The 19,149-nt window shown below is 64.5% G+C and carries 20 protein-coding genes; 16 read left to right on the top strand and 4 right to left on the bottom strand.

The genetic code is table 11. The features are described 5' to 3' along the window. Positions 1-518: 518 nt before the first annotated feature. The 14 genes from AU465_RS19250 to AU465_RS19185 all read left to right on the top strand — a co-directional run bounded on the left by AU465_RS19250 (position 519) and on the right by AU465_RS19185 (position 13,451). Positions 519-1,850, top strand: a complete 1,332-nt coding sequence (locus tag AU465_RS19250) for an ABC transporter substrate-binding protein (protein ID WP_192251239.1) — start codon at positions 519-521, stop codon at positions 1,848-1,850. A 107-nt stretch (positions 1,851-1,957) separates the two neighbouring features. Next, positions 1,958-2,905, top strand: a complete 948-nt coding sequence (locus AU465_RS19245; protein ID WP_192251236.1) for a carbohydrate ABC transporter permease — start codon at positions 1,958-1,960, stop codon at positions 2,903-2,905. Next, a complete protein-coding gene (locus tag AU465_RS19240) occupies positions 2,902-3,852 on the top strand; it encodes a carbohydrate ABC transporter permease (protein ID WP_192251233.1) in 951 nt (316 codons plus the stop codon). The genes AU465_RS19245 and AU465_RS19240 overlap by 4 nt, the downstream gene beginning before the upstream one ends. Beyond that, positions 3,849-4,055, top strand: a complete 207-nt coding sequence (locus AU465_RS19235; protein ID WP_192251229.1) for a hypothetical protein — start codon at positions 3,849-3,851, stop codon at positions 4,053-4,055. Before AU465_RS19240 ends, AU465_RS19235 begins: the two co-directional genes overlap by 4 nt. A gap of 2 nt (positions 4,056-4,057) precedes the next feature. After that, positions 4,058-5,164 (top strand): ABC transporter ATP-binding protein, encoded by a 1,107-nt coding sequence (locus AU465_RS19230; RefSeq protein WP_192251225.1) that lies wholly within the window; start codon positions 4,058-4,060, stop codon positions 5,162-5,164. Beyond that, on the top strand, positions 5,157-6,170 hold the full coding sequence (locus AU465_RS19225; RefSeq protein WP_192251222.1) for an ABC transporter ATP-binding protein: 1,014 nt from the start codon (positions 5,157-5,159) through the stop codon (positions 6,168-6,170). Before AU465_RS19230 ends, AU465_RS19225 begins: the two co-directional genes overlap by 8 nt. Before the next feature lie 51 nt (positions 6,171-6,221). Further along, positions 6,222-7,862 (top strand): dihydroxyacetone kinase subunit DhaK, encoded by a 1,641-nt coding sequence (locus AU465_RS19220; protein ID WP_192251219.1) that lies wholly within the window; start codon positions 6,222-6,224, stop codon positions 7,860-7,862. 10 nt (positions 7,863-7,872) lie between these two features. After that, a complete protein-coding gene (gene dhaL / locus AU465_RS19215) occupies positions 7,873-8,472 on the top strand; it encodes a dihydroxyacetone kinase subunit DhaL (RefSeq protein ID WP_192251216.1) in 600 nt (199 codons plus the stop codon). After that, positions 8,472-8,861 carry a dihydroxyacetone kinase phosphoryl donor subunit DhaM gene (gene dhaM / locus AU465_RS19210; RefSeq protein ID WP_126086216.1) on the top strand — a complete coding sequence of 130 codons (390 nt, stop codon included), beginning with the start codon at positions 8,472-8,474 and terminating at the stop codon, positions 8,859-8,861. Before dhaL ends, dhaM begins: the two co-directional genes overlap by 1 nt. Positions 8,862-8,880: 19 nt before the next feature. After that, positions 8,881-9,183 carry an HPr family phosphocarrier protein gene (locus AU465_RS19205; protein ID WP_192251213.1) on the top strand — a complete coding sequence of 101 codons (303 nt, stop codon included), beginning with the start codon at positions 8,881-8,883 and terminating at the stop codon, positions 9,181-9,183. Between the two features lie 41 nt (positions 9,184-9,224). After that, positions 9,225-10,799 carry a phosphoenolpyruvate--protein phosphotransferase gene (ptsP, locus tag AU465_RS19200; protein WP_192251264.1) on the top strand — a complete coding sequence of 525 codons (1,575 nt, stop codon included), beginning with the start codon at positions 9,225-9,227 and terminating at the stop codon, positions 10,797-10,799. 7 nt (positions 10,800-10,806) lie between these two features. Then, positions 10,807-11,241, top strand: a complete 435-nt coding sequence (locus AU465_RS19195) for a hypothetical protein (RefSeq protein ID WP_192251210.1) — start codon at positions 10,807-10,809, stop codon at positions 11,239-11,241. A gap of 124 nt (positions 11,242-11,365) precedes the next feature. Beyond that, complete coding sequence (gene dhaK, locus AU465_RS19190) at positions 11,366-12,352, top strand: dihydroxyacetone kinase subunit DhaK (protein ID WP_192251207.1); 987 nt, start codon at positions 11,366-11,368, stop codon at positions 12,350-12,352. Positions 12,353-12,425: 73 nt separating this feature from the next. Continuing rightward, on the top strand, positions 12,426-13,451 hold the full coding sequence (locus AU465_RS19185) for a nucleotidyltransferase family protein (protein WP_192251203.1): 1,026 nt from the start codon (positions 12,426-12,428) through the stop codon (positions 13,449-13,451). A gap of 27 nt (positions 13,452-13,478) precedes the next feature. Here the strand turns inward: AU465_RS19185 and AU465_RS19180 are convergent, their stop codons facing one another. The 4 genes from AU465_RS19180 to AU465_RS19165 all read right to left on the bottom strand — a co-directional run bounded on the left by AU465_RS19180 (position 13,479) and on the right by AU465_RS19165 (position 15,364). Continuing rightward, a complete protein-coding gene (locus AU465_RS19180) occupies positions 13,479-14,468 on the bottom strand; it encodes a serine kinase (RefSeq protein ID WP_192251200.1) in 990 nt (329 codons plus the stop codon). Further along, positions 14,465-14,899: a lasso peptide biosynthesis B2 protein gene (locus tag AU465_RS19175; protein ID WP_192251197.1), complete on the bottom strand. Its 435-nt coding sequence runs from the start codon at positions 14,897-14,899 to the stop codon at positions 14,465-14,467. The genes AU465_RS19180 and AU465_RS19175 overlap by 4 nt, the downstream gene beginning before the upstream one ends. After that, positions 14,899-15,186, bottom strand: coding sequence for a PqqD family protein (locus AU465_RS19170; RefSeq protein ID WP_192251193.1), 288 nt, complete (start codon positions 15,184-15,186; stop codon positions 14,899-14,901). The genes AU465_RS19175 and AU465_RS19170 overlap by 1 nt, the downstream gene beginning before the upstream one ends. A gap of 79 nt (positions 15,187-15,265) precedes the next feature. Beyond that, the gene (locus AU465_RS19165) at positions 15,266-15,364 is read right to left on the bottom strand and encodes a putative RiPP precursor (RefSeq protein WP_192251191.1); all 99 of its coding nucleotides are present in this window, start codon (positions 15,362-15,364) and stop codon (positions 15,266-15,268) included. Between the two features lie 418 nt (positions 15,365-15,782). On the opposite strand from AU465_RS19165, the gene AU465_RS19160 reads away from it, so the two are divergent. After that, the gene (locus AU465_RS19160) at positions 15,783-17,690 is read left to right on the top strand and encodes a propionyl-CoA synthetase (RefSeq protein WP_192251188.1); all 1,908 of its coding nucleotides are present in this window, start codon (positions 15,783-15,785) and stop codon (positions 17,688-17,690) included. 226 nt (positions 17,691-17,916) lie between these two features. After that, complete coding sequence (locus AU465_RS19155) at positions 17,917-18,996, top strand: acyltransferase family protein (RefSeq protein ID WP_192251185.1); 1,080 nt, start codon at positions 17,917-17,919, stop codon at positions 18,994-18,996. Positions 18,997-19,149 lie beyond the last annotated feature (153 nt).

The raw sequence follows: 19,149 nt of genomic DNA, 5'->3' as shown, positions 1-19,149 counted from the left end.
CCCGCGCCGAGCCATGGCGCATCGAGCAGCGCCAGCGGCACCAGCGTCGTCTTGCCGGCGCCGGGCGGCGCCACCAGCACGGCGCTGTTGCGCTCGCCGAGCGCCTGCCCGAGCGCCGGCAGCACGGCGGATACCGGAAGCTCCGGCAAAAGTCCTGCGTTCATGGCGCCCGCATATCAGCGGCGATGCACAGCGCGCAACCGGTCGGGTCAGTTTGCGTTCTGCGCAATTCCGGACGGAAAACCGTTTCACACTTTTCCTGGAATTGCTCCGAGCAGACTGACGAACGACCGGCCGCAGTGGCCGGCAGCTATTTCCCAATGATTTCAACCATCCGTTTCGCCATGCTGCGGCGCAGCAACGAATTCACTTGCGTTGTTTAGTAAAAAGAGCATCACTAAACAAATTACTAAACATCGGCAGCGCATCGCGCGTCATGTTCAGGCCCTCGGAGGAGCGAGGGTTACGGGGCTCTTGAAACCGTCATCCGGACGCGTTTCGCAAATGGGAGGTAAGGCATGAAATCGACCTGGAAACTGGCGTTGGGACTGGCCTCGGCGATCACCGCGTCGACCGCCGTCTCGAACGCCGCGCATGCGGAAGACCTGACGCTTTGCTGGGCAGCCTGGGACCCGGCCAACGCGCTCGTGGAACTGTCCAAGGACTTCACCAAGGAAACCGGCATCGGCATGAAGTTCGAGTTCGTGCCGTGGACCAACTATGCCGATCGCTTCCTCAATGAGCTCAACTCGCACGGCAAGCTCTGCGACCTGATCATCGGCGACAGCCAGTGGATCGGCGGCGCCGCCGAGAACGGCCACTACGTCAAGCTGAACGACTTCTTCGACAAGGAGAAGATCAGCATGGACGACTTCGTGCCGGCGACCGTGGTCGGCTATTCGGAATGGCCGAAGAACACGCCGAACTACTGGGCGCTGCCGGCCATGGGCGACGTCGTCGGCTGGACCTATCGCAAGGACTGGTTCTCGCGGCCTGAGTTGCAGAAGGAATTCAAGGAGAAATATGGCTGGGACCTCGCCCCGCCGACGACCTTCGACCAATTGAAGCAGATCGCCGAGTTCTTCCAGAAGCGGCAGATCGACGGCAAGACCGTTTATGGCGCATCGATCTACACCGAGCGCGGCTCGGAAGGCATCACCATGGGCGCGATGGACGTGCTCTACAGCTACGGCTTCCAGTACGAGAACCCGAAGAAGCCTTACGAGATGGAAGGCTTCGTCAATTCCGAGAAGTCGGCGAAGGGGCTGGAATTCTACAAGGCGCTCTATGACTGCTGCACGCCGCCCGGCGCCTCGAACAGCTATATGGGCGAAGGCGTCGACGCCTTCAAATCCGGACAGGTGGCGATGCATATGAACTTCGCCTTCACCTGGCCGGGCCTGCAGAAGGACGAGAATGTCGGCGGCGACAAGATCGGTTATTTCGTCAACCCGAAAGGTCCCGACGGCGACCAGTTCGCGCAGCTCGGCGGCCAGGGCATCTCGGTGGTGTCCTACTCCGACAAGCAGGAATCGGCGCTGAAATACATCAAGTGGTTCGCCAACAAGGATGTGCAGGCGAAATGGTGGTCGCTCGGCGGCTATTCCTGCCTGAACTCAGTCGTCAAGGACCCGAAATTCCCGTCCAGCCAGCCCTATGCGCAGGCCTTCCTCGACTCCATGGCGATCGTGAAGGACTTCTGGGCGGAACCCAGCTACGCGCCGCTGCTGCAGGCCTCGCAGAAGCGCTTCCACGACTATGTGGTCGCCGGCCAGGGCTCGGCCAAGGATGCGCTCGACGGTCTCGTCAAGGACTGGACGCAGATCTTCCAGGATGACGGCAAAATGTAAGGCTCCTCCCGAGCCCGACCGACGCGTCCCGTGCCGCCCTTGGCACGGGACGCAGTTCAGATAAATTCCATCGCCGAGACTGACCAGTGACCGATGCAGGACTAACCATGCTCAATCGGACTGCGGACAACGTTGCCCGGGCGACACCGGAGCCGTTGGCCAAGAAGATCCGGGGCATCAGCGACAAGGGCCTCGCCTGGCTGTTCATCTCGCCGACGATCCTTCTGTTGCTCGCCATTAATATCTTTCCGCTGTTCTGGGCGATCTATCTGTCCTTCACCAATTACCGCGCCAACCGCCCCAACGAGGTGGTGAAGAACCTCGGGCTCGCCAACTACCGGCGCATCCTGGGCGACCAGGACGTCTGGATCGCCATGCAGACGACGGCGCATTTCGTGTTCTGGACGATCCTGTTGCAGACGGTGATCGGCTTCACGCTCGCCTGGCTGATCGACCGCAAATTCCGCGGCCACGCCTTCTGGACGACGATCATCCTGGTGCCGATGATGCTGTCGCCTGCCGTGGTCGGCAATTTCTGGCGCTTCCTGTACGAGCCGCAGATCGGGCTGTTCTCCTATGTCATCTCATTCGTCACCGGCATTCCGCCGACGAATGTGCAGATGCTGTCCAATGTCGAGCTGGCGCCATGGGCGATCATCATCGTCGACACCTGGATGTGGACGCCTTACGTGATGCTGATCTGCCTCGCGGGCTTACGCTCGATCCCCGAATACATCTATGAAGCGGCCGAGGTCGACCGCGCCTCCAACTGGCGGCAGTTCTGGTCGATCACCCTGCCGATGGCGCTGCCGTTCATCATGCTGGCGGTGCTGTTCCGCGGCATCGAGAACTTCAAGATGTTCGACATGGTCAACCTCTTGACCGGCGGCGGGCCCGGCTCGACCACCGAGGTCGCCTCGATCACGCTGAAGCGGCAGGCCTTCGAAAGCTGGCGCACCGGCTATTCCTCGGCCTTCGCCATCATCCTATTCGTCGCGGTGTTCGGGCTGGCCAACATCTACGTGAAGGCGCTCAACAAGGTGAAGCAGAGATGAGCCTGACCACCGCCCATTCCGTCGTAGCGCCGTCGTCGAATTCGAAGCGGATCGCCGGCGTGCTCGTCGTCGGCTACGCGCTGATCTCGATCGTGCCGCTCTTGTGGATCTTCGCCACCAGCTTCAAGACGCCGCCGGATTCGATCGCCTATCCACCGAAGATCGTCTTCCAGCCGAGCATCGAGGGCTATTGCAACCTGTTTACGACCCGCACCAGGCAGACGCCGGAATACATCAACTCGCTCGGACCGGCGACCGGCTTCTGCGACGAGACGGTGCGCAAGCGCAACATGGTGATCGCCGGGCCGTCGAACTTCCTGCCGCGCTTCGTCAATTCGCTGATCATCGCCTTCGGCTCGACCTTCTGCGCGGTGTTCCTCGGCACGCTGTCGGCCTATGGCTTCTCACGCTTCAAGGTGCCTCTGGCCGACGATCTTCTGTTCTTCATCCTGTCGACGCGCTTCATGCCGCCGATCGCGGTGGCGATCCCGATCTACCTGATGTACCGCGAGCTCGGCCTTTCCGACACCGCGCTCGGCATGATCCTGCTCTACACTGCGGTCAACGTCTCTTTGGCCGTCTGGCTGCTCAAGGGCTTCATCGACGAGATCCCGCGCGAATATGAGGAAGCGGCGATGATCGACGGCTACACGCGGCTGCAGGCCTTCTGGCGCACCGTGCTGCCGCAGGCGACCACGGGTATCGCGGCGACCGCCATCTTCTGCCTGATCTTTGCCTGGAACGAATACGCTTTCGCCGCGCTTTTGACGTCGGGCACGGCGCAGACCGCGCCGCCCTTCATCCCGACCATCATCGGCGAAGGCGGACAGGACTGGCCGGCGGTGGCCGCGGGCACGACGATCTTCCTGGTGCCGATCCTCGTCTTCACCATCCTGCTCCGCAAGCAATTGCTGCGCGGCATCACCTTCGGCGCGGTGCGTAAATGAGCACGATCCAGCCCGCAAAACGCAAATCGCGCTGGCCCACCTGGGCAAGGCGCGGCCTGATGGAAAACATCGCCACCGCAATCATCGCCATCGGCTTCCTGATGCTGTTCCAGCCCTTCGCGCTGTCGCTCTACAGCTATTCCTTCGTCACCATGCTCGCCGGCACGGCCATGTTCATCATCGTCTCGAAATTCCCGGAATAGCCATGGCAGAGATCCGTGTTCAGAACCTGAGGAAAGCCTTCGGCGATTTCGTCGCCGTGCAGGATTCCAACTTCGTCGTGGAGGACGGCGAGTTCTTCGTCATGCTCGGACCGTCGGGCTGCGGCAAGACGACGACGCTGAGAATGATCGCCGGCCTCGAACTGCCGACCGGCGGCAAGATCCTGCTCGGCGGCGAGGACGTCACCATGCGCCGCGCCCGCGAGCGCGACATCGCCTTCGTCTTCCAGCTCTTCGCGCTCTATCCGCACATGAATGTGCGCAAGAACATCGGCTTCCCGCTGCTGGCGCAAGGCATGGCTTCGGCCGAGATCCGCACCCGCGTCGAGGAAACGGCGAAGCTGCTTCGCATCGACCATCTGCTCGACAAGTCGGTCTCCGGCCTTGCCGGCGGCGACCGCCAGCGCGTGGCGCTCGGCCGCGCCATCGTGCGGCGACCGAAATGTTTTCTCATGGACGAGCCGCTCGGCACTTTGGACACCGAATTTCGCGACCTAATGGTCCATGAACTGCGCGAATTGCACAACCGCATCCACGCCACGACCGTCTATGTCACGCATGACCAGATGGAAGCGATGTCGATGGCCGACAAGATCGCGGTGATGAACCACGGCGTCATCGAACAGTTCGGAAGCCCGCGCGAAATCTACGACCGGCCGGCGACGATGTTCGTCGCCGACTTCATCGGCTCGCCGCCTATGAACTTTTTGCGCTTCGGCGGCCGGCTCGCCAAGGGCGCGAAAGAGATCGTCGTGCAGGGTGCCAAAGTCGCGGTCCCGGAAGTGCGTGAGGATATCGCACCCGCCGACATGGCGCTCGGCATCCGGCCCGAGCATATCCGCTTCGACGACGCTTCGAAGCTGCGCGGCGCGATCTACGGCACCGAATATCTCGGCACCACCCAGATCGTCGCGGTGGAGACGGCGGACGGCATCATCAAGGCCCGGGTGCCGGCAGGCCTCCATCTGAACCCGGGCGAGCAGGTCGGATTGACGTTGAGCAGCGCGCGGCTGTCGCTGTTCGAGAAAGGCACTGGACGCGCGGTCAGGACCGCCATGCACGATCAGGTAGCGGAGGCGCGCCATGGCTGACGTCCATGTCCAGGGGGTGACCAAGAGCTTCGGCGAGACCGTCGCCATCGACAATCTCGATCTGCAGATCAAGGACGGCGAATTCGTCGTGCTGCTCGGCCCGACCGGCGCCGGCAAGACGACGACGCTCAGGCTGATCGCCGGGCTGGAGCGGCCGGACAGCGGCACGATCCGCATCGGCGGCCACGACGCGACGATGCTGTCGCCGGCCGAGCGCGACACCGCTTTCGTGTTCCAGCAATACTCGCTCTACCCGCATCTGTCGGTCTACGACAACCTCGCCTTCCCGCTGCGCTCGCCGGCGCGGCGCTTCCCCGAAGAGGCGGTGCGTCGCCGGGTCGAGGAAGTGGCGCGGATGGTGCGCATCGACCACAAGCTCAACAACCGCTCGACCAAATTGTCGGGCGGCGAGATGCAGCGCGTCGCCATCGGCCGCGCGCTGGTGCGGAAGCCGGCGATCTACCTGATGGACGAGCCGTTGTCCTCGCTCGACGCCAAGCTGCGCGCCGACCTCAGGCTCGAGCTGAAACGCATCCAGTCGGAGCTCGGCGCCACCATGCTCTATGTCACGCACGACCAGATCGAGGCGATGACTATGGCCGACCGCATCGGCATCCTCTCGGAAGGCGTTCTGGTGCAGATCGGCACGCCGCGCGCGATCTATTCGGAGCCGGCAAACCTGCATGTCGCGGCCCGCCTCGGCCAGCCGGCGATCAACCTTCTGCCGGCCGGCCTGCTGCCCGACGGCGGCGCGCCGACCGGCACGACGACGATCGGCGCCCGCACCGAGCATCTGTCGATCGAGAAGGCGGCGAACGGCCATGCCGACGGCGTCGTCGACTGGGTCGAGCATCTCGGCGACCAGAACCATCTGCATGTGACGGTGGGCGCGAAGAAGCTGGTGACGCTGACCGATCCCGACACACCGCTCGAAAAGGGGGACAGAGTGACGATCCGCTATCGCGCGCCGCTTTATTTCGGTTCGGACGGGCAAAGGTTGATGTAGCCGGCTCACGCACATGTTTTCACGACCGCAGATACGGACTGGACGAAATCCATGAAGCACTTTTTCAACCGCAAAGAGACGATCGTCACCGAAGCGCTGGATGGCTTTCTTGCCACCGCTGGCTCCGGCGCGCTGGCGCGCCTCGACGGCTATCCCGAAATCAAGGTCGTGCTGCGCGCCGACTGGGACAAGACGAAAGTCAGCGTCGTGTCCGGCGGTGGCGCCGGGCACGAGCCGTCGCATGCCGGCTTCGTCGGCGCCGGCATGCTGACAGCGGCAGTCTCGGGCGAGATCTTTGCTTCGCCGAGCGTCGAGGCGGTGCTGGCGGCGATCCGCGCGACGACCGGGCCAGCCGGCTGCCTGCTGATCGTCAAGAACTACACGGGCGACCGGCTCAATTTCGGCCTCGCCGCGGAGAAAGCGCGCGCGGAAGGTTTTGCGGTCGAAATGGTGATCGTCGGCGACGACATCGCGCTGCCCGACATCGCCCAGCCGCGCGGCGTCGCCGGGACACTGTTCGCGCACAAGATTGCCGGGCATCTGTCCGAGACTGGCCATGATCTGGCATCGGTCGCGGCGGCGGCGCGCGGGGCGGCAAAGGACATCGTTTCGCTCGGCATCTCGCTCTCCTCCTGCTCGATCCCTGGACAGGCGCATGAGGATCGCTTCGGCGCCGATGACGGCGAGCTCGGCCTCGGCATCCATGGCGAGCCGGGCGTCGAGCGCATCGCTCTGCAGAGCGCCACCAAGCTGGTTGCCATCATGGCCGAGCGTCTCGCCGCGCGGCTCGACCCGCATGGCCACTACGCCCTGCTGATCAACAATCTCGGATCGGTGCCACCGCTCGAAATGTCGCTGATCGCCAACGCGGCGCTTGCCTCGCCGCTGGCAAAGGCGGTGACGCTGACGGTCGGTCCGGGACATCTGATGACCGCCCTCAACATGAACGGTTTCTCGCTGTCGCTGATCAAGCTGGATGCCGAGCGCGAGGCGGCGCTGCTCGCACCGGTCGGCCCGCACGCCTGGCTGCCGGCGAAGCCGGTTCGCCAGCCGGTCGTGGTGGAGGCGGCCAAACCTGCCATTCGCGACGCCGCCAGGGCGGCCAGCCGCGATGCCGGTGCCGAGCGGCTGATCGCCACGGTCTGCGAGAAACTGATCTCGCTCGAACAGACACTGAACGGACTAGACGCCAAGGCCGGCGACGGCGACACCGGGTCGACGGTGGCGACCGGCGCGCGCAGCGTGCTTCACCGCCTCGATACTCTGCCGCTTGCCGACCGGGCTGCAACGCTTGCCGCAATCGGCGATATATTGGGGACCTCGATGGGCGGTTCCAGCGGCGTGCTTTTGTCGATCTTCTTCACGGCAGCGGCGCAGTCGCTCAGAGGCGGCGTGCCGGTTAGCAAGGCGTTGCTTGCCGGTCTCGATCGGATGACCTTCTACGGCGGCGCGAAGGTCGGCGACCGCACAATGGTCGATGCGCTGGAGCCGGCGCTGAAAGCGCTCGACGCGAGCGGGCTGGAATCGGCGGCCAAGGCGGCACGGCACGGCGCGGAGGCGACCGCCGCAATGCAGAAGGCGAAGGCCGGGCGCTCGGCCTATATCGGCCGCCAGCTTGACATAGCGGATCCGGGCGCCTTTGCGGTGGCAGAAGTATTCGCGGCCGTGGCGGCCATGTTCGCCCCGGCTTGAAGGACAGAGAATGGCCGCATCCGATTTCTCACGATTGATCGCTGCGGCGGCGGACACGATCGCGGCGCATGCCGACGAGTTGACCGCGCTCGACCAGGCGATCGGCGACGGCGACCACGGGCTTAATATGAAGCGCGGCTTCGAAGCCGTGCGCGCCGAAAAGGACGCATTTGCAGCCAAGTCCCTGCCGGACGCGCTGAAGGCTGTGGGCACCAAGCTGGTGATGACCGTCGGCGGTGCTTCCGGTCCGCTGTTCGGCACGCTGTTCATGGCGCTTGGCAAGGAATTGTCCCCGGCACCGGACCGCGCCGCGCTGACGGCGGCGCTGGGCAAGGCGATCGCGGCGGTTTCGGCGCGCGGCAAATCGCAGCCGGGACAAAAAACCATGCTCGACGTGCTGCAACCGGTGTATGAGGCGCTGGCGCAAGGCAAGACGGCTAGCGAAATCGCCGACGCCGCCGATCACGCAGCAGATGCAACCGTGCCGATGAAGGCCTTGCGCGGGCGCGCCTCCTTCCTAGGCGAGCGCTCTATCGGGCATATGGACGCCGGGGCGCGCTCGACCGCGCTGCTGGTGCGCGCAGTCGCAGAAACTGTCGAGGGTTTTTGATGAGCAATGTCGGCATCGTCATCGTCTCGCATTCGCCGCTGGTCGCCGAAGGCACGGCCGACATGGTGCGCCAGATGGTGGGCGACGAAGTGCCGCTTGCATGGTGCGGCGGAAACGGTCATGGCGGGCTCGGCACCAGCGTCGAGGCGATCATGGGTGCGATCGACAAGGCCTGGTCGGAAGCTGGCGTCGCCATCCTGGTCGATCTCGGCGGCGCCGAGACCAACAGCGAGATGGCGGTCGAGATGATCGGCGAGCCGCGGGCGCACAGAATTGTCGTCTGCAACGCGCCGATCGTCGAGGGCGCGGTGATGGCGGCGACGGAATCCTCCGGCGGCGCCTCGCTCAAGGAAGTGGTGGCGACGGCGCATGAACTGTCGCCGTCGTGAGTGAACGGGAACCGACTGAATGTCCGCATCCGCCGAAGCCACGGTACTGATCACCCACGAGGTGGGTCTGCACGCGCGCCCTTCGGTGAAGTTCACCAAGCTCGCCAAGTCGTTCGCGGCCGATGTGGAAGTGGCAATCGCCGCCAATGGTCCCTGGTTCGACGCCAAGAGCATCGTCAAGGTGATGGCGGCTAAGGCACCAAAGGGAACTCTGCTGCACATAAGAGCAAGAGGTGACGGCGCCGTGGAAGCGGTGGGAGCGCTGGTCGACCTGGTGCAGCGCGACTTCGACGAGGACAGGGACCATGCCCGGTCCGCTTGAAACAGGCGAAACGCATTCGCCAGCCGCAAGGGCTGTTGACCGTGCGAATTGAAGGCATTCCCGCCTCTGCAGGTTATGCCGAAGGGCCGCTGTTCGACCTCGACCGGCCGCCGGCCGCCTACAGAAGCAAGGCGGGCGCGGCGGAGGAAAAAGCAGCACTGAAGGCGGCGATCGGCAAGGCGTTAAGCCGACTAACGTCACTTGTCGAAAACGCCGACGGCGACGCCGCCGGCATACTCGAATTTCATATCGCGATGCTGGAGGACGACGCACTGAGCGGTCCGGCCTTCGTGTCGATCGGCTCCGGGGAGCCTGCCGACGTCGCCTGGCGGCAGGCGCTGGATGGCGAGATCGCCGACTACGAGGCATCCAACCAGGACTATTTCCGCGCGCGCGCCGCCGACTTGCGCGACATCCGCGATCAGGTGCTGCGGGCGCTGAGCGAGGACAGCGACTTGGCGGCATCCCCCGGCGCCATCCTCTACGGCACGGACATCGCGCCGACGCGCTTCCTCGAAACCGACTGGAGCAGCGGCGGCGGCATCGCGCTCAAGGGCGGCAGTTCGGCCAGCCATGTTGCCATGCTGGCGCGCTCGCGCGGCGTGCCGATGGTGGTGGGGCTTGGCGCTTCGGCGGATAGACCCACAGGGAACGCGCTGCTCGACGCCGAGCATGGCGGCATCGTGTTTTCGCCCTCGCCTGCGGAACTCGAAGCGTTCCGGCAGTCATCCTCCTCCTTCGCGACGCGACAGGGCAAGGCGCAGGCTTTTCTAGCCCAGCCGGCCGTGACCAGGACCGGCACTCCTGTGCGGGTGCAGGTCAACATTGCCTACCCTTCCGATGTCGACGGCATCGATATCGAGACTTGTGACGGCGTCGGCCTGATGCGGACTGAATTCCTGTTCGGCAAGTCGCTGCCGGACGAGGAGACGCAGTACCATGCCTATCGCAAGGTGCTGGAATGGGCAGGCGACAAACCGGTGACCATCCGCACCGTCGATGCCGGCGGCGACAAGCCGGTTCCCGGTTTCACCGTCGAGGAAACCAATCCCTTCCTCGGCCTGCGCGGCATCAGGCTGTCGCTGGCGCGACGCGACATTTTCCGGGTGCAAATCCGGGCATTGCTGCGCGCCGCCGTACACGGCAATCTGAAGGTGATGTTTCCGATGATCGCCACCGCCGAAGAGTACAGCCAAGCCGCCGCGCTGTTCGCGGAGGAGCAGGCCGCTCTTGCGATGGGCGGTGCTGCGCACAAGCTGCCGCCGCTCGGCATCATGGTCGAGGTGCCGTCGGTAGCGATCGCGCCGGAAGCCTTCGCCAACGTCGCCTTCTTCTCGATCGGCTCCAACGACCTGACGCAATATGTGATGGCGGCCGCGCGCGACAATGCCGCCGTGGCGCCTCTCAATTCGGTCCGCCACCCGGCCGTCCTGCGGCTGATCGCTTCGGTCGCGGCTTTCGGGCGGGAGCAAGGGATTCCCGTTAGCCTCTGTGGCGATGCCGGCGGCGATCCGGCCGCTATCCCTGCGCTGCTCGAAGCCGGCCTGCGCGACCTTTCGGTGGCTCCAGCACAACTCGCCATGGCCAAGGCAGCCATCGCGGGCGTCTCGGTGTAAGCACGGCATGGCCAAGGCAGCCAAGATACAAGAAGCCGGCGCGGAAGACGCGATTCGCGCCTACAAGACGATCCTGTCGCAGGTCATCGACCAGCGACCTTCCGGCATGCGCCAGCGTCTTGCCGATGCGCTCGGCAAGCATCGCAGCTTTGTCACGCAGATCTCAAGCCCGGCCTATTCGATCCCGATCCCGTCAAAGCATTTGCCTTCCATCTTCACTGTCTGCCATTTCAGTCCGGCCGAGCGCGACCAATTCCTGGTCGCCTATCACCAGGCGCATCCCGGAAAGCTGCCGGCGGCTTCAGGCCCCCGCAAGACGCGCCACGTTTCGCTCATCGTGCCGGATTTCGGCGACGACAAGCAGAATGCCGCGCTCGACCGGGCGATCAACGAATTCATCCAGAAGATAACCAGCATCGCCGGCAAGGGCAGCAGCGGCTGAGCAAAGCAATTCCAGGAAAAGTGTGCAGCGGTTTTCCGTTCGCTGAGCAAAGCAATTCCAGGAAAAGTGTGCAGCGGTTTTCCGTTCGGAATTGCGTAAAATGAAGACTGTTGGGAGGACTGCCATGAAGAAGTTTATCAACGCGGTCGATACAGTCCTGACCGAAAGCCTGGACGGCTTCGTCGCCGCGCATTCCGACATCCTCGTGCTCGGCGATGAGCACAAATTCGTCCGCCGCAAGGAGCTCAAGCCCGGCAAGGTAGCGCTGATCTCGGGCGGCGGCTCCGGCCACGAGCCGTTGCATGGCGGGCTGGTCGGCGACGGCATGCTGGACGCCGCCTGCCCGGGCCAGGTCTTCACTTCGCCGACGCCGGACCAGATGCTCGCGGCCGTGCAGGCCGTCGACACCGGCGCCGGCTGCCTGTTCATCGTCAAGAACTACGAAGGCGACGTGATGAACTTCGACATGGCGGCCGAAATGTCGGAAGGTGTGCTGCAGGTGGTGACCAATGACGATGTCGCGGTCGAGAACTCGTCCTACACGACCGGGCGGCGCGGCGTCGCCGGCACGCTGGTGGTGGAGAAGATCGTGGGTGCCGCCGCCGAGCAGGGCATGACGCTGCCGGAGCTCAAGGCGCTCGGCGATCGCGTCAACGCCGCGACGCGTTCGATGGGCGTGGCGCTGACCAGTTGCACCGTGCCGGCGGCCGGCAGGCCTACCTTCGAGATCGGCGACAACGAGATGGAATTCGGCGTCGGCATCCATGGCGAGCCCGGCAGGCGGCGCGACGCGCTGAAGAGCGCCGACGCCATCGCCGAGGAGATCTGCGCGGCCATCGTCGGCGACCTCGGCAAACGCGCCAAGGGACCGGCGCTGCTCTTCGTCAACGGCTTTGGCGGAACGCCGTCGATGGAACTTTATTTGATGTACAACAGCGCCCGCAGAATCTTCGAGAAGAGCGGGGTGACGGTGACACGCTCGCTGGTCGGCTCCTATGTCACCTCGCTCGACATGGCCGGCTGCTCGATCACGCTGACGATGCTCGACGACGAGACGGCGGCGCTGTGGGATGCCCCGGTGCATACGGCGGCGCTGCGCTGGGGGATGTAGCCTCCGCTGGCGCCGCCCGGGCTTTTCTGCGACCATATTCGCCGAATTTGCCATTCGCGACGCTGCCCGGTTGATGCTGCCCCCGCTTTCGCCTGCCGAAGAAAAACTGCTGCTCGACTTTGCCGACCCCGAGACGCCGGCTGATCGAGACCGGAATCTTTCGGCAACCGGCTTGAAGGCGTTGCTCGCCAATGCCGAATTCCACGGCGTGCTGCCGATCATGCTGCGCAAGCTCCGCGAGCGCGGCGACGCCAACCTGCCGGACGATGCCGCCTTGCGGCAGAAACTCTCCGAGTTGCGCGACCAGGCGACGCTGGCGACCGGGCAGTCGATGCTCCTGCAATATCACGGCGACCGCATCATGAAGGCGCTGGCGGCGAAAGGCGTTCCCGCCCGCATCGTCAAGGGACCGGTCTTCGCGCGCAAGCTCTATCGCCATGCCGCCGATCGGCCGTTCACCGACATCGACATTCTTGTCGGTCCCGCCAGCATCGGCGAGGCCAACAGCGTGATCGCCGGCTGCGGCTTCGTCCTCGGCAGCGGCGAGGCTGAGTCGCACGAGTTGCAGGAGTTCAAGTGGCTGGAGAAGGAGAACTCCAGCCTATTGATCGAGCTGCACGGCAACCTGGTGCATGACACCGGCATGCGGCGGCGGCTATCGCTCGGCTTTCGTGAGCTGCAGGCCATCGATGGCCGCGAGACCGATACGCCGGCATCGCTGCTCACCATCGCCATCGTTCACGTGGCCGGCGGCCACAAATTCCACCGGCTGCAGCTTTGCGTCGACGTGTTGCAGGGGGTGCGCGCGCTGCGGTCGCCGGAGGCGGAAGCGTGCCTGCTCGAGGCTGCGCGCATGACCGGGATCGAGCTCGAGCTGGCAACTGTCCTCAACGTGACCGGACGCCTGTTCGACGAACCGCGCGCGATCGAGCTTGCCAACCGCATCAAGCCCGATCTGTCGATACGGCTCGCCAAGTGGCTGATCACCGGCAACATGCTGCTTAGGGTCAATTCGCGGGACAAGATGCGGTCGCGTCTCAGCCGCGATGCCTTCCGCTGGGTCCAGCGGTTGGCCCGGCCAAGGCCCTATCCGGCCTGAGAGCCCTCGATGGGGGAGGTATCCGGTCTAGGCCCGAGCCAGCACGGCGCGGATCAACGCCGCCGCGTCCGCCGGGCTAGAGCCGACTTCCAACGTAAAGGTCGGGACTGCCTTGACCAGTGCCGCGATCGACGCCATGCGCCGTCTCTGCATCGGCAAGAGGCCGGTCATGCCGGTCCTGACATTGTCGGTGGCAAGCGCCACCATCGCATCGGTCCTGGCCAAGGGCGTGAGTCGGGTGTGGCCGTCGGCCGAGCGCGCCAGATGCAAGAGCGCCGCGACCGGCCTGGCACGAACCTCCTCGACGCGGATGATCTCGCCGAGGCGCTCCAGCGAGACGGCCTGCTCGCCCTCCGCGTCCCATGTGTCGCCAAGGCAGGGGGAGAGGAATGGCAGCATCGCCGCGGTGTTGCGATGGATCTTCACCTTCCGCGGCATGCCCCAGGCCAAGGTGCCATCAGGTGTCGCGCTGAGGATCATGACATCGTCCGAGCAAAGGCCGAAGCCTCGCGATGCCAGCGCCATTGACGTCGTCGACTTGCCGGTGCCGCTCGGCGCGTGGATCAGCACGAGCGCCTCGCGTTCGGGCAGCGTCAGGCCGGCGGTATGGAGCATGTGCTGCCCGCCCGCATCCAGCGCGGCGTCCAGCACCATCATCAGCAGCGTCCATTTGACCTTGCTGTCGGGATGAACGCGGATTTCGGCCGAGCCCTGATCGGCATGGATCGAGGCCGTCTGGAGGCCGGGAAAGACCAAATGGAAGACGTCTCCGGCGTCGATGATACGGCAATGGCCGTCCAGCGGCATATCGCCGTCGAAAGCCAGCTTCCCTTCCGGGTTTTCCGGCAGCGCCGACGTTTCGAGGATATCGATGCGAAAACCGGGTTCGACCGCTTCATCGACACGCAAGGCGCCGAGCATCAGGTCGAAGCTCGGCCAGAGCTCGGTGCGCTCCGCCGATATGCCGATGACCTGGCCGTTGAGGTCATAGCAGAAGGTGGCTCCCGGACCGGTCAAGCGGCGCGCGCCTTCACGCTGCCGCCGGGATGGCGGTAGATTTCAACCATGTCGGGAAGGCTGTCGCTGACCACCGGCTTGCCGTCGAGGCAGACCCAGCAATGCGCCGACAGGCGCGGCTCGTGCATCGATTTGGCATCGACACCGAAGTGGAGGTCGGGGTCGAAACCCGCCATGCGCAGAAAGCGGAAACCGAGCAGCCCCTCCCTCAGGCATCTGCGATCACGCATGACCCAGGGGTGCCGGACCGTGCGGTTGACACAAGCGACGATGTAGCTCCACGGCAGGCCGCGATAGGGTGCGGGCAATTGCAATGGCGCCAATTTCAGCACGCTTTCGAAATCGCGCCGGGCGACCAGTACCGGCAGCACGCGGGCGCTCAGCCACAGATGGGTGCGGAACAGGGTGCGCAGGAACGGTCCGTCGGCCATTACGCGCCCGGGTCGGCGAGGATGCCTTCGGCCACCAGCTCTGCGGCAAGGGCGGCGATATCCTCATCGAGCGTGGCCTTGTCGACTTCGAACTCGTCCGACAACAGGTCGACGATCTGGTCGAGGCTGCGCTCGCCGTCGACCTTGTCGAGGAAGGCTTCGGCGGTGCCGTTGCAGGTGTAGAGCTGGCCGCTGCGCGCCAGAAGCACGACGGCGCCGTCGCCGACATGCTGCACGGAGGCGTCCTCCGCCAGCCGCAGAACCATTTCAGAGGCGATTTCGACCATGCGCCCGCTCCCTTGCCGAAGTGCAATTAGCGCGACGTAAGGGCGCTGTCCATCGCCTGATGTCAGGCAGGCAGGGTCATCAGCCGGTCACACCCGTCGGGCCACTCAAGCCGCCCGCGACCACACTCGACAGCTTCTCGCGCTTGACCAGTACCGGCTTTTCGTAAGTTCTCTTCATCAAAATCCCCCAAGAAAAAAATCCACGCGCGAGGATGACGGCGGGCTGTGCCGGCTGTCAAGTTGGCGCTTCCCGTCAGGGTTGCGATCTTTCCCTTAAGTAAGCTAAGAGTCCGCCGGGGTTTTCGGGGGAGTGGACAGTATGCGTTACAACTGGGATCGGCCTCCGACGGCATTCGAGCGCCCCCGGAAGGCATTGGCGGCCGCCATTCTGATCGCCGGCGGCGTCGGGCTGATGCTGGCGGCATTGCCGCTCTAAGCCGGCTTTCAATCCGCGACCGGTCGAACGGCGCTCCAAGCGGAAGCGCCGCCAGGACAAATTTCCCAAGCGACGTCGACCAAAATGCAGGAAGACATGGCCGTGAGAAGCGGCTTAGGCTATGGCCAGACGACGAAAATGTTCCTGGGGAGGAAAGTCGATGGCCTCACGCTACCGCGAAGTCTATGAGGGCTGGAAACGCGACCCCGTAGCGTTCTGGGCCGAGGCGGCCAAGGCGATCGACTGGTATTCGCCGGCCAAAAGCGTCTTCGATCCGACGGCCGGCGTCTACGGCCGCTGGTTCACCGGCGCCACCTGCAACACCTGCTTCAACGCCATCGACCGCCATGTGGCGGGCGGCCGCGCCGACCAGTTGGCGCTGATCCATGACAGCGCGATCACCGGCACGATCCGGAAATTCACCTATGCCGAATTGAAGCGCGAGGTGGTCGCGCTCGCCTCCGTGCTCAAGAACCGGGGCATCACCAAGGGCGACCGCGTCATCATCTACATGCCGATGGTGGCAGAGGCGGCCATCGCCATGCTCGCCTCGGCCCGCATCGGCGCCGTGCATTCGGTGGTGTTCGGTGGCTTCGCCTCGCATGAGCTCGCCACCCGCATCGACGACGCCAAGCCGAAGCTGATCATCACCGCCTCCTGCGGCCTGGAGCCCGGACGCGTCGTCGCCTACAAGCCGCTGCTCGACAGGGCGATCGAGATGTCGAGGCACAAGCCCGACGCCTGCCTGATCCTGCAACGCGAGCAACTGCGCTGCGAGATGAAGGACAATTACGACTTCGACTATGCCGACGCAGTTGCCCGCGAGCGGGCGGCGGGAGCCAATGTCGACTGCGTGCCGGTCTTGGCCACCGACCCGCTCTACATCATCTACACCTCCGGCACGACCGGGCAGCCGAAGGGCATCGTGCGCGACAATGGCGGCCATATGGTCGCCCTGAAATGGACGATGGACAACGAGTTCGGCGTCAAGCCGGGCGAAGTGTTCTGGGCGGCTTCCGATGTCGGCTGGGTGGTCGGCCATTCCTACATCGTCTACGGGCCGCTCTTGCACGGCTGCACCAGCGTGCTTTTCGAGGGCAAGCCCATCGGCACGCCGGACGCCGGCACCTATTGGCGGGTGATCTCGGAGCACGGCGTGGTCGCGCTGTTCACCGCGCCGACCGCCTTCCGCGCCATCAAGGGGCAGGACCCTACGGGCGAGTTCGTGCCGAAATACGACCTGTCGAAATTCCGCACCCTGTTCCTCGCCGGAGAACGCGCCGACCCCGAGACCATCAAATGGGCCGAGCAGAAGCTCAACCGTCCAGTGATCGACCATTGGTGGCAGACCGAGACCGGCTCGCCGATGACGATCAACCCCGCCGGGCTCGGACTTTTGCCGGTCAAATACGGCTCGCCGGGCGTGCCGATGCCGGGCTACGATATTCGCATTCTCGACGATGCCGGCCATGAGGTGGCGCGCGGCACACTCGGCAACGTCGTGGTCAAGCTACCGCTGCCGGCGGGTTGCCTGCCGACGCTCTGGAATGCCGATGCCCGCTTCCGTCAAGCCTATCTCGAGGAGTTCCCCGGTTTCTACAAGACGGCCGACGCCGGCATGATGGACGAGGACGGCTACCTCTATGTCATGGCCCGCACCGATGACATCATCAATGTCGCCGGCCACCGTCTCTCGACCGGCGCGATGGAGGAGGTGCTGGCCGCGCATCCGGACGTCGCCGAATGCGCCGTCATCGGCATCGCCGATGCGATGAAGGGTCAAGTTCCGCTCGGCTTCGTCGTGCTCAATGCCGGTGTGTCGCGCGATACCGGCGCCATCGAAAGCGAAGTGGTGGGGCTCGTGCGCGAGCGGATCGGTCCGGTCGCCGCCTTCAAGACGGTGGTGACCATCAAGCGGCTGCCGAAGACGCGCTCCGGCAAGATCCTGCGCGGCACGATGCAGAAGATCGCCGACAAGGAAGAATGGACCATGCCGGCGACCATCGACGACCCCGTGATCCTGGACGAGATCACGGCGGCGCTGAAGAGCCGCGGCATCGGGCTTTAAAGCATGTCTCCCGAAAGTGGGAACCGGTTTCGGGACAAAGACTTGCGTAAAATCAAAATCACGGAGCGTATCTGAAAGATCGCGACGCGCTTTAGGCTGCTTCGCAAGCGCCGATGATTTGCGACGTCAGGCGCTTGTACGAATTCATCCCGCACTGCAATCGACTGTTGTGCAATGCAGCAACAGTCCGTAAAGTTAGCGTGGGGGGCCATTCCGAAGGCACGGCATGGCTCAGCACAAGATGACATTCGGCGGCGTCGACATATTGCGTTTCCTCGCCGCCGTCATGGTGATGTTCTATCACTATGGCTTCTGGGTATGGGCATTTCCCGACGGCGTCTCGGCGCGCTCGACCGGCGGCATCCCAGCCCATCCCGAAATGGCCTTCGTCGGCTCCGGCTGGGTCGGCGTGCAGGTGTTTTTCGTCATCAGCGGCTTCGTCATCGCCTTCAGCGCCGAGAATTCTACTCCACTCAAGTTCTTCGAGGCGCGCGTGAGGCGGCTGGCGCCTGCCGTCTGGGTCTGCGCGCCGATCTCGGCGATCGTGTTGCTGCTCGTCGGCCTCTCCTGGCCGACGGACGCCGTAGTGCGGCTTGCCCGCACGGCGCTGTTCGTGCCGTTCGAGCCATGGGTGGACAGCGTCTACTGGACGCTCGGCATCGAGATCGCCTTCTACGCCATCGTCTGGATCCTGCTCAGGCTTGGCCGATTCGACCTGATGGAAGCCGTCGCCGTTGTCATCGGTCTCGTCAGCACGCTGTTCTGGTGCGCCTATTTTCTCTTCGACTGGTCCGATCTTGCCGAAACGCGCTGGCTGCAACTCACCCTGGTGCATCATGGCGCTTTCTTCGCCGTCGGCGTGCTGCTGTGGCTGATGCACTTCAAGGCGGTGACCATCCCGCGCCTCGGCTTCTCAGGCCTGTTCCTCGCCGGCGGCGCGCTGCAGATCGTCAGCTCAGTCGACGTGCACAGCATCAAGGTGGAGGCCGCGATGCCCTACGCGCCGCCGATCATCATCTTCCTGGCCGCGGTGGCGCTGATGGCTTGGTCGCTGCGCCTCGATCTTTCCTGGCGCGGCTGGCGCCGGATCGGGCTGATGACCTATCCGCTCTACCTCATCCACGACGTCGTCGGCGCGGCCGTGCTCGGCGCCCTGATCCGGGCGGGCGTGCCCTACCTCGTCTCGATCCCGATCGTCGGCGCGGCCATGATCGCGGCAAGCTGGCTGGTGGCGGCCGAGGCCGAGCCGCGCATCCGCCTGCTGCTCGACCACACGCTCTTCCGCTACCGGTTGAAAGCCGCCTAAAGCGCGTCGCACTGAAACGGATTCAGGCGACGCGCTTTAGGTCTTTGTTTTTATGCGTGTCGTTTTCGCAAAACCGCTGCACACTTTTGCGCGACATGCATTAAGTCAGCAACAGCGTCCGGTCCTCGCGTCGGCAATGCATCGCCGGCCGGT

This window comes from Mesorhizobium silamurunense (assembly GCF_014843905.1).
In the GTDB taxonomy this organism is placed as follows: domain Bacteria; phylum Pseudomonadota; class Alphaproteobacteria; order Rhizobiales; family Rhizobiaceae; genus Mesorhizobium; species Mesorhizobium silamurunense.
Note: the sequence above shows the minus strand (reverse complement) of the source record. Positions and strands in the feature narration are given on the sequence as shown.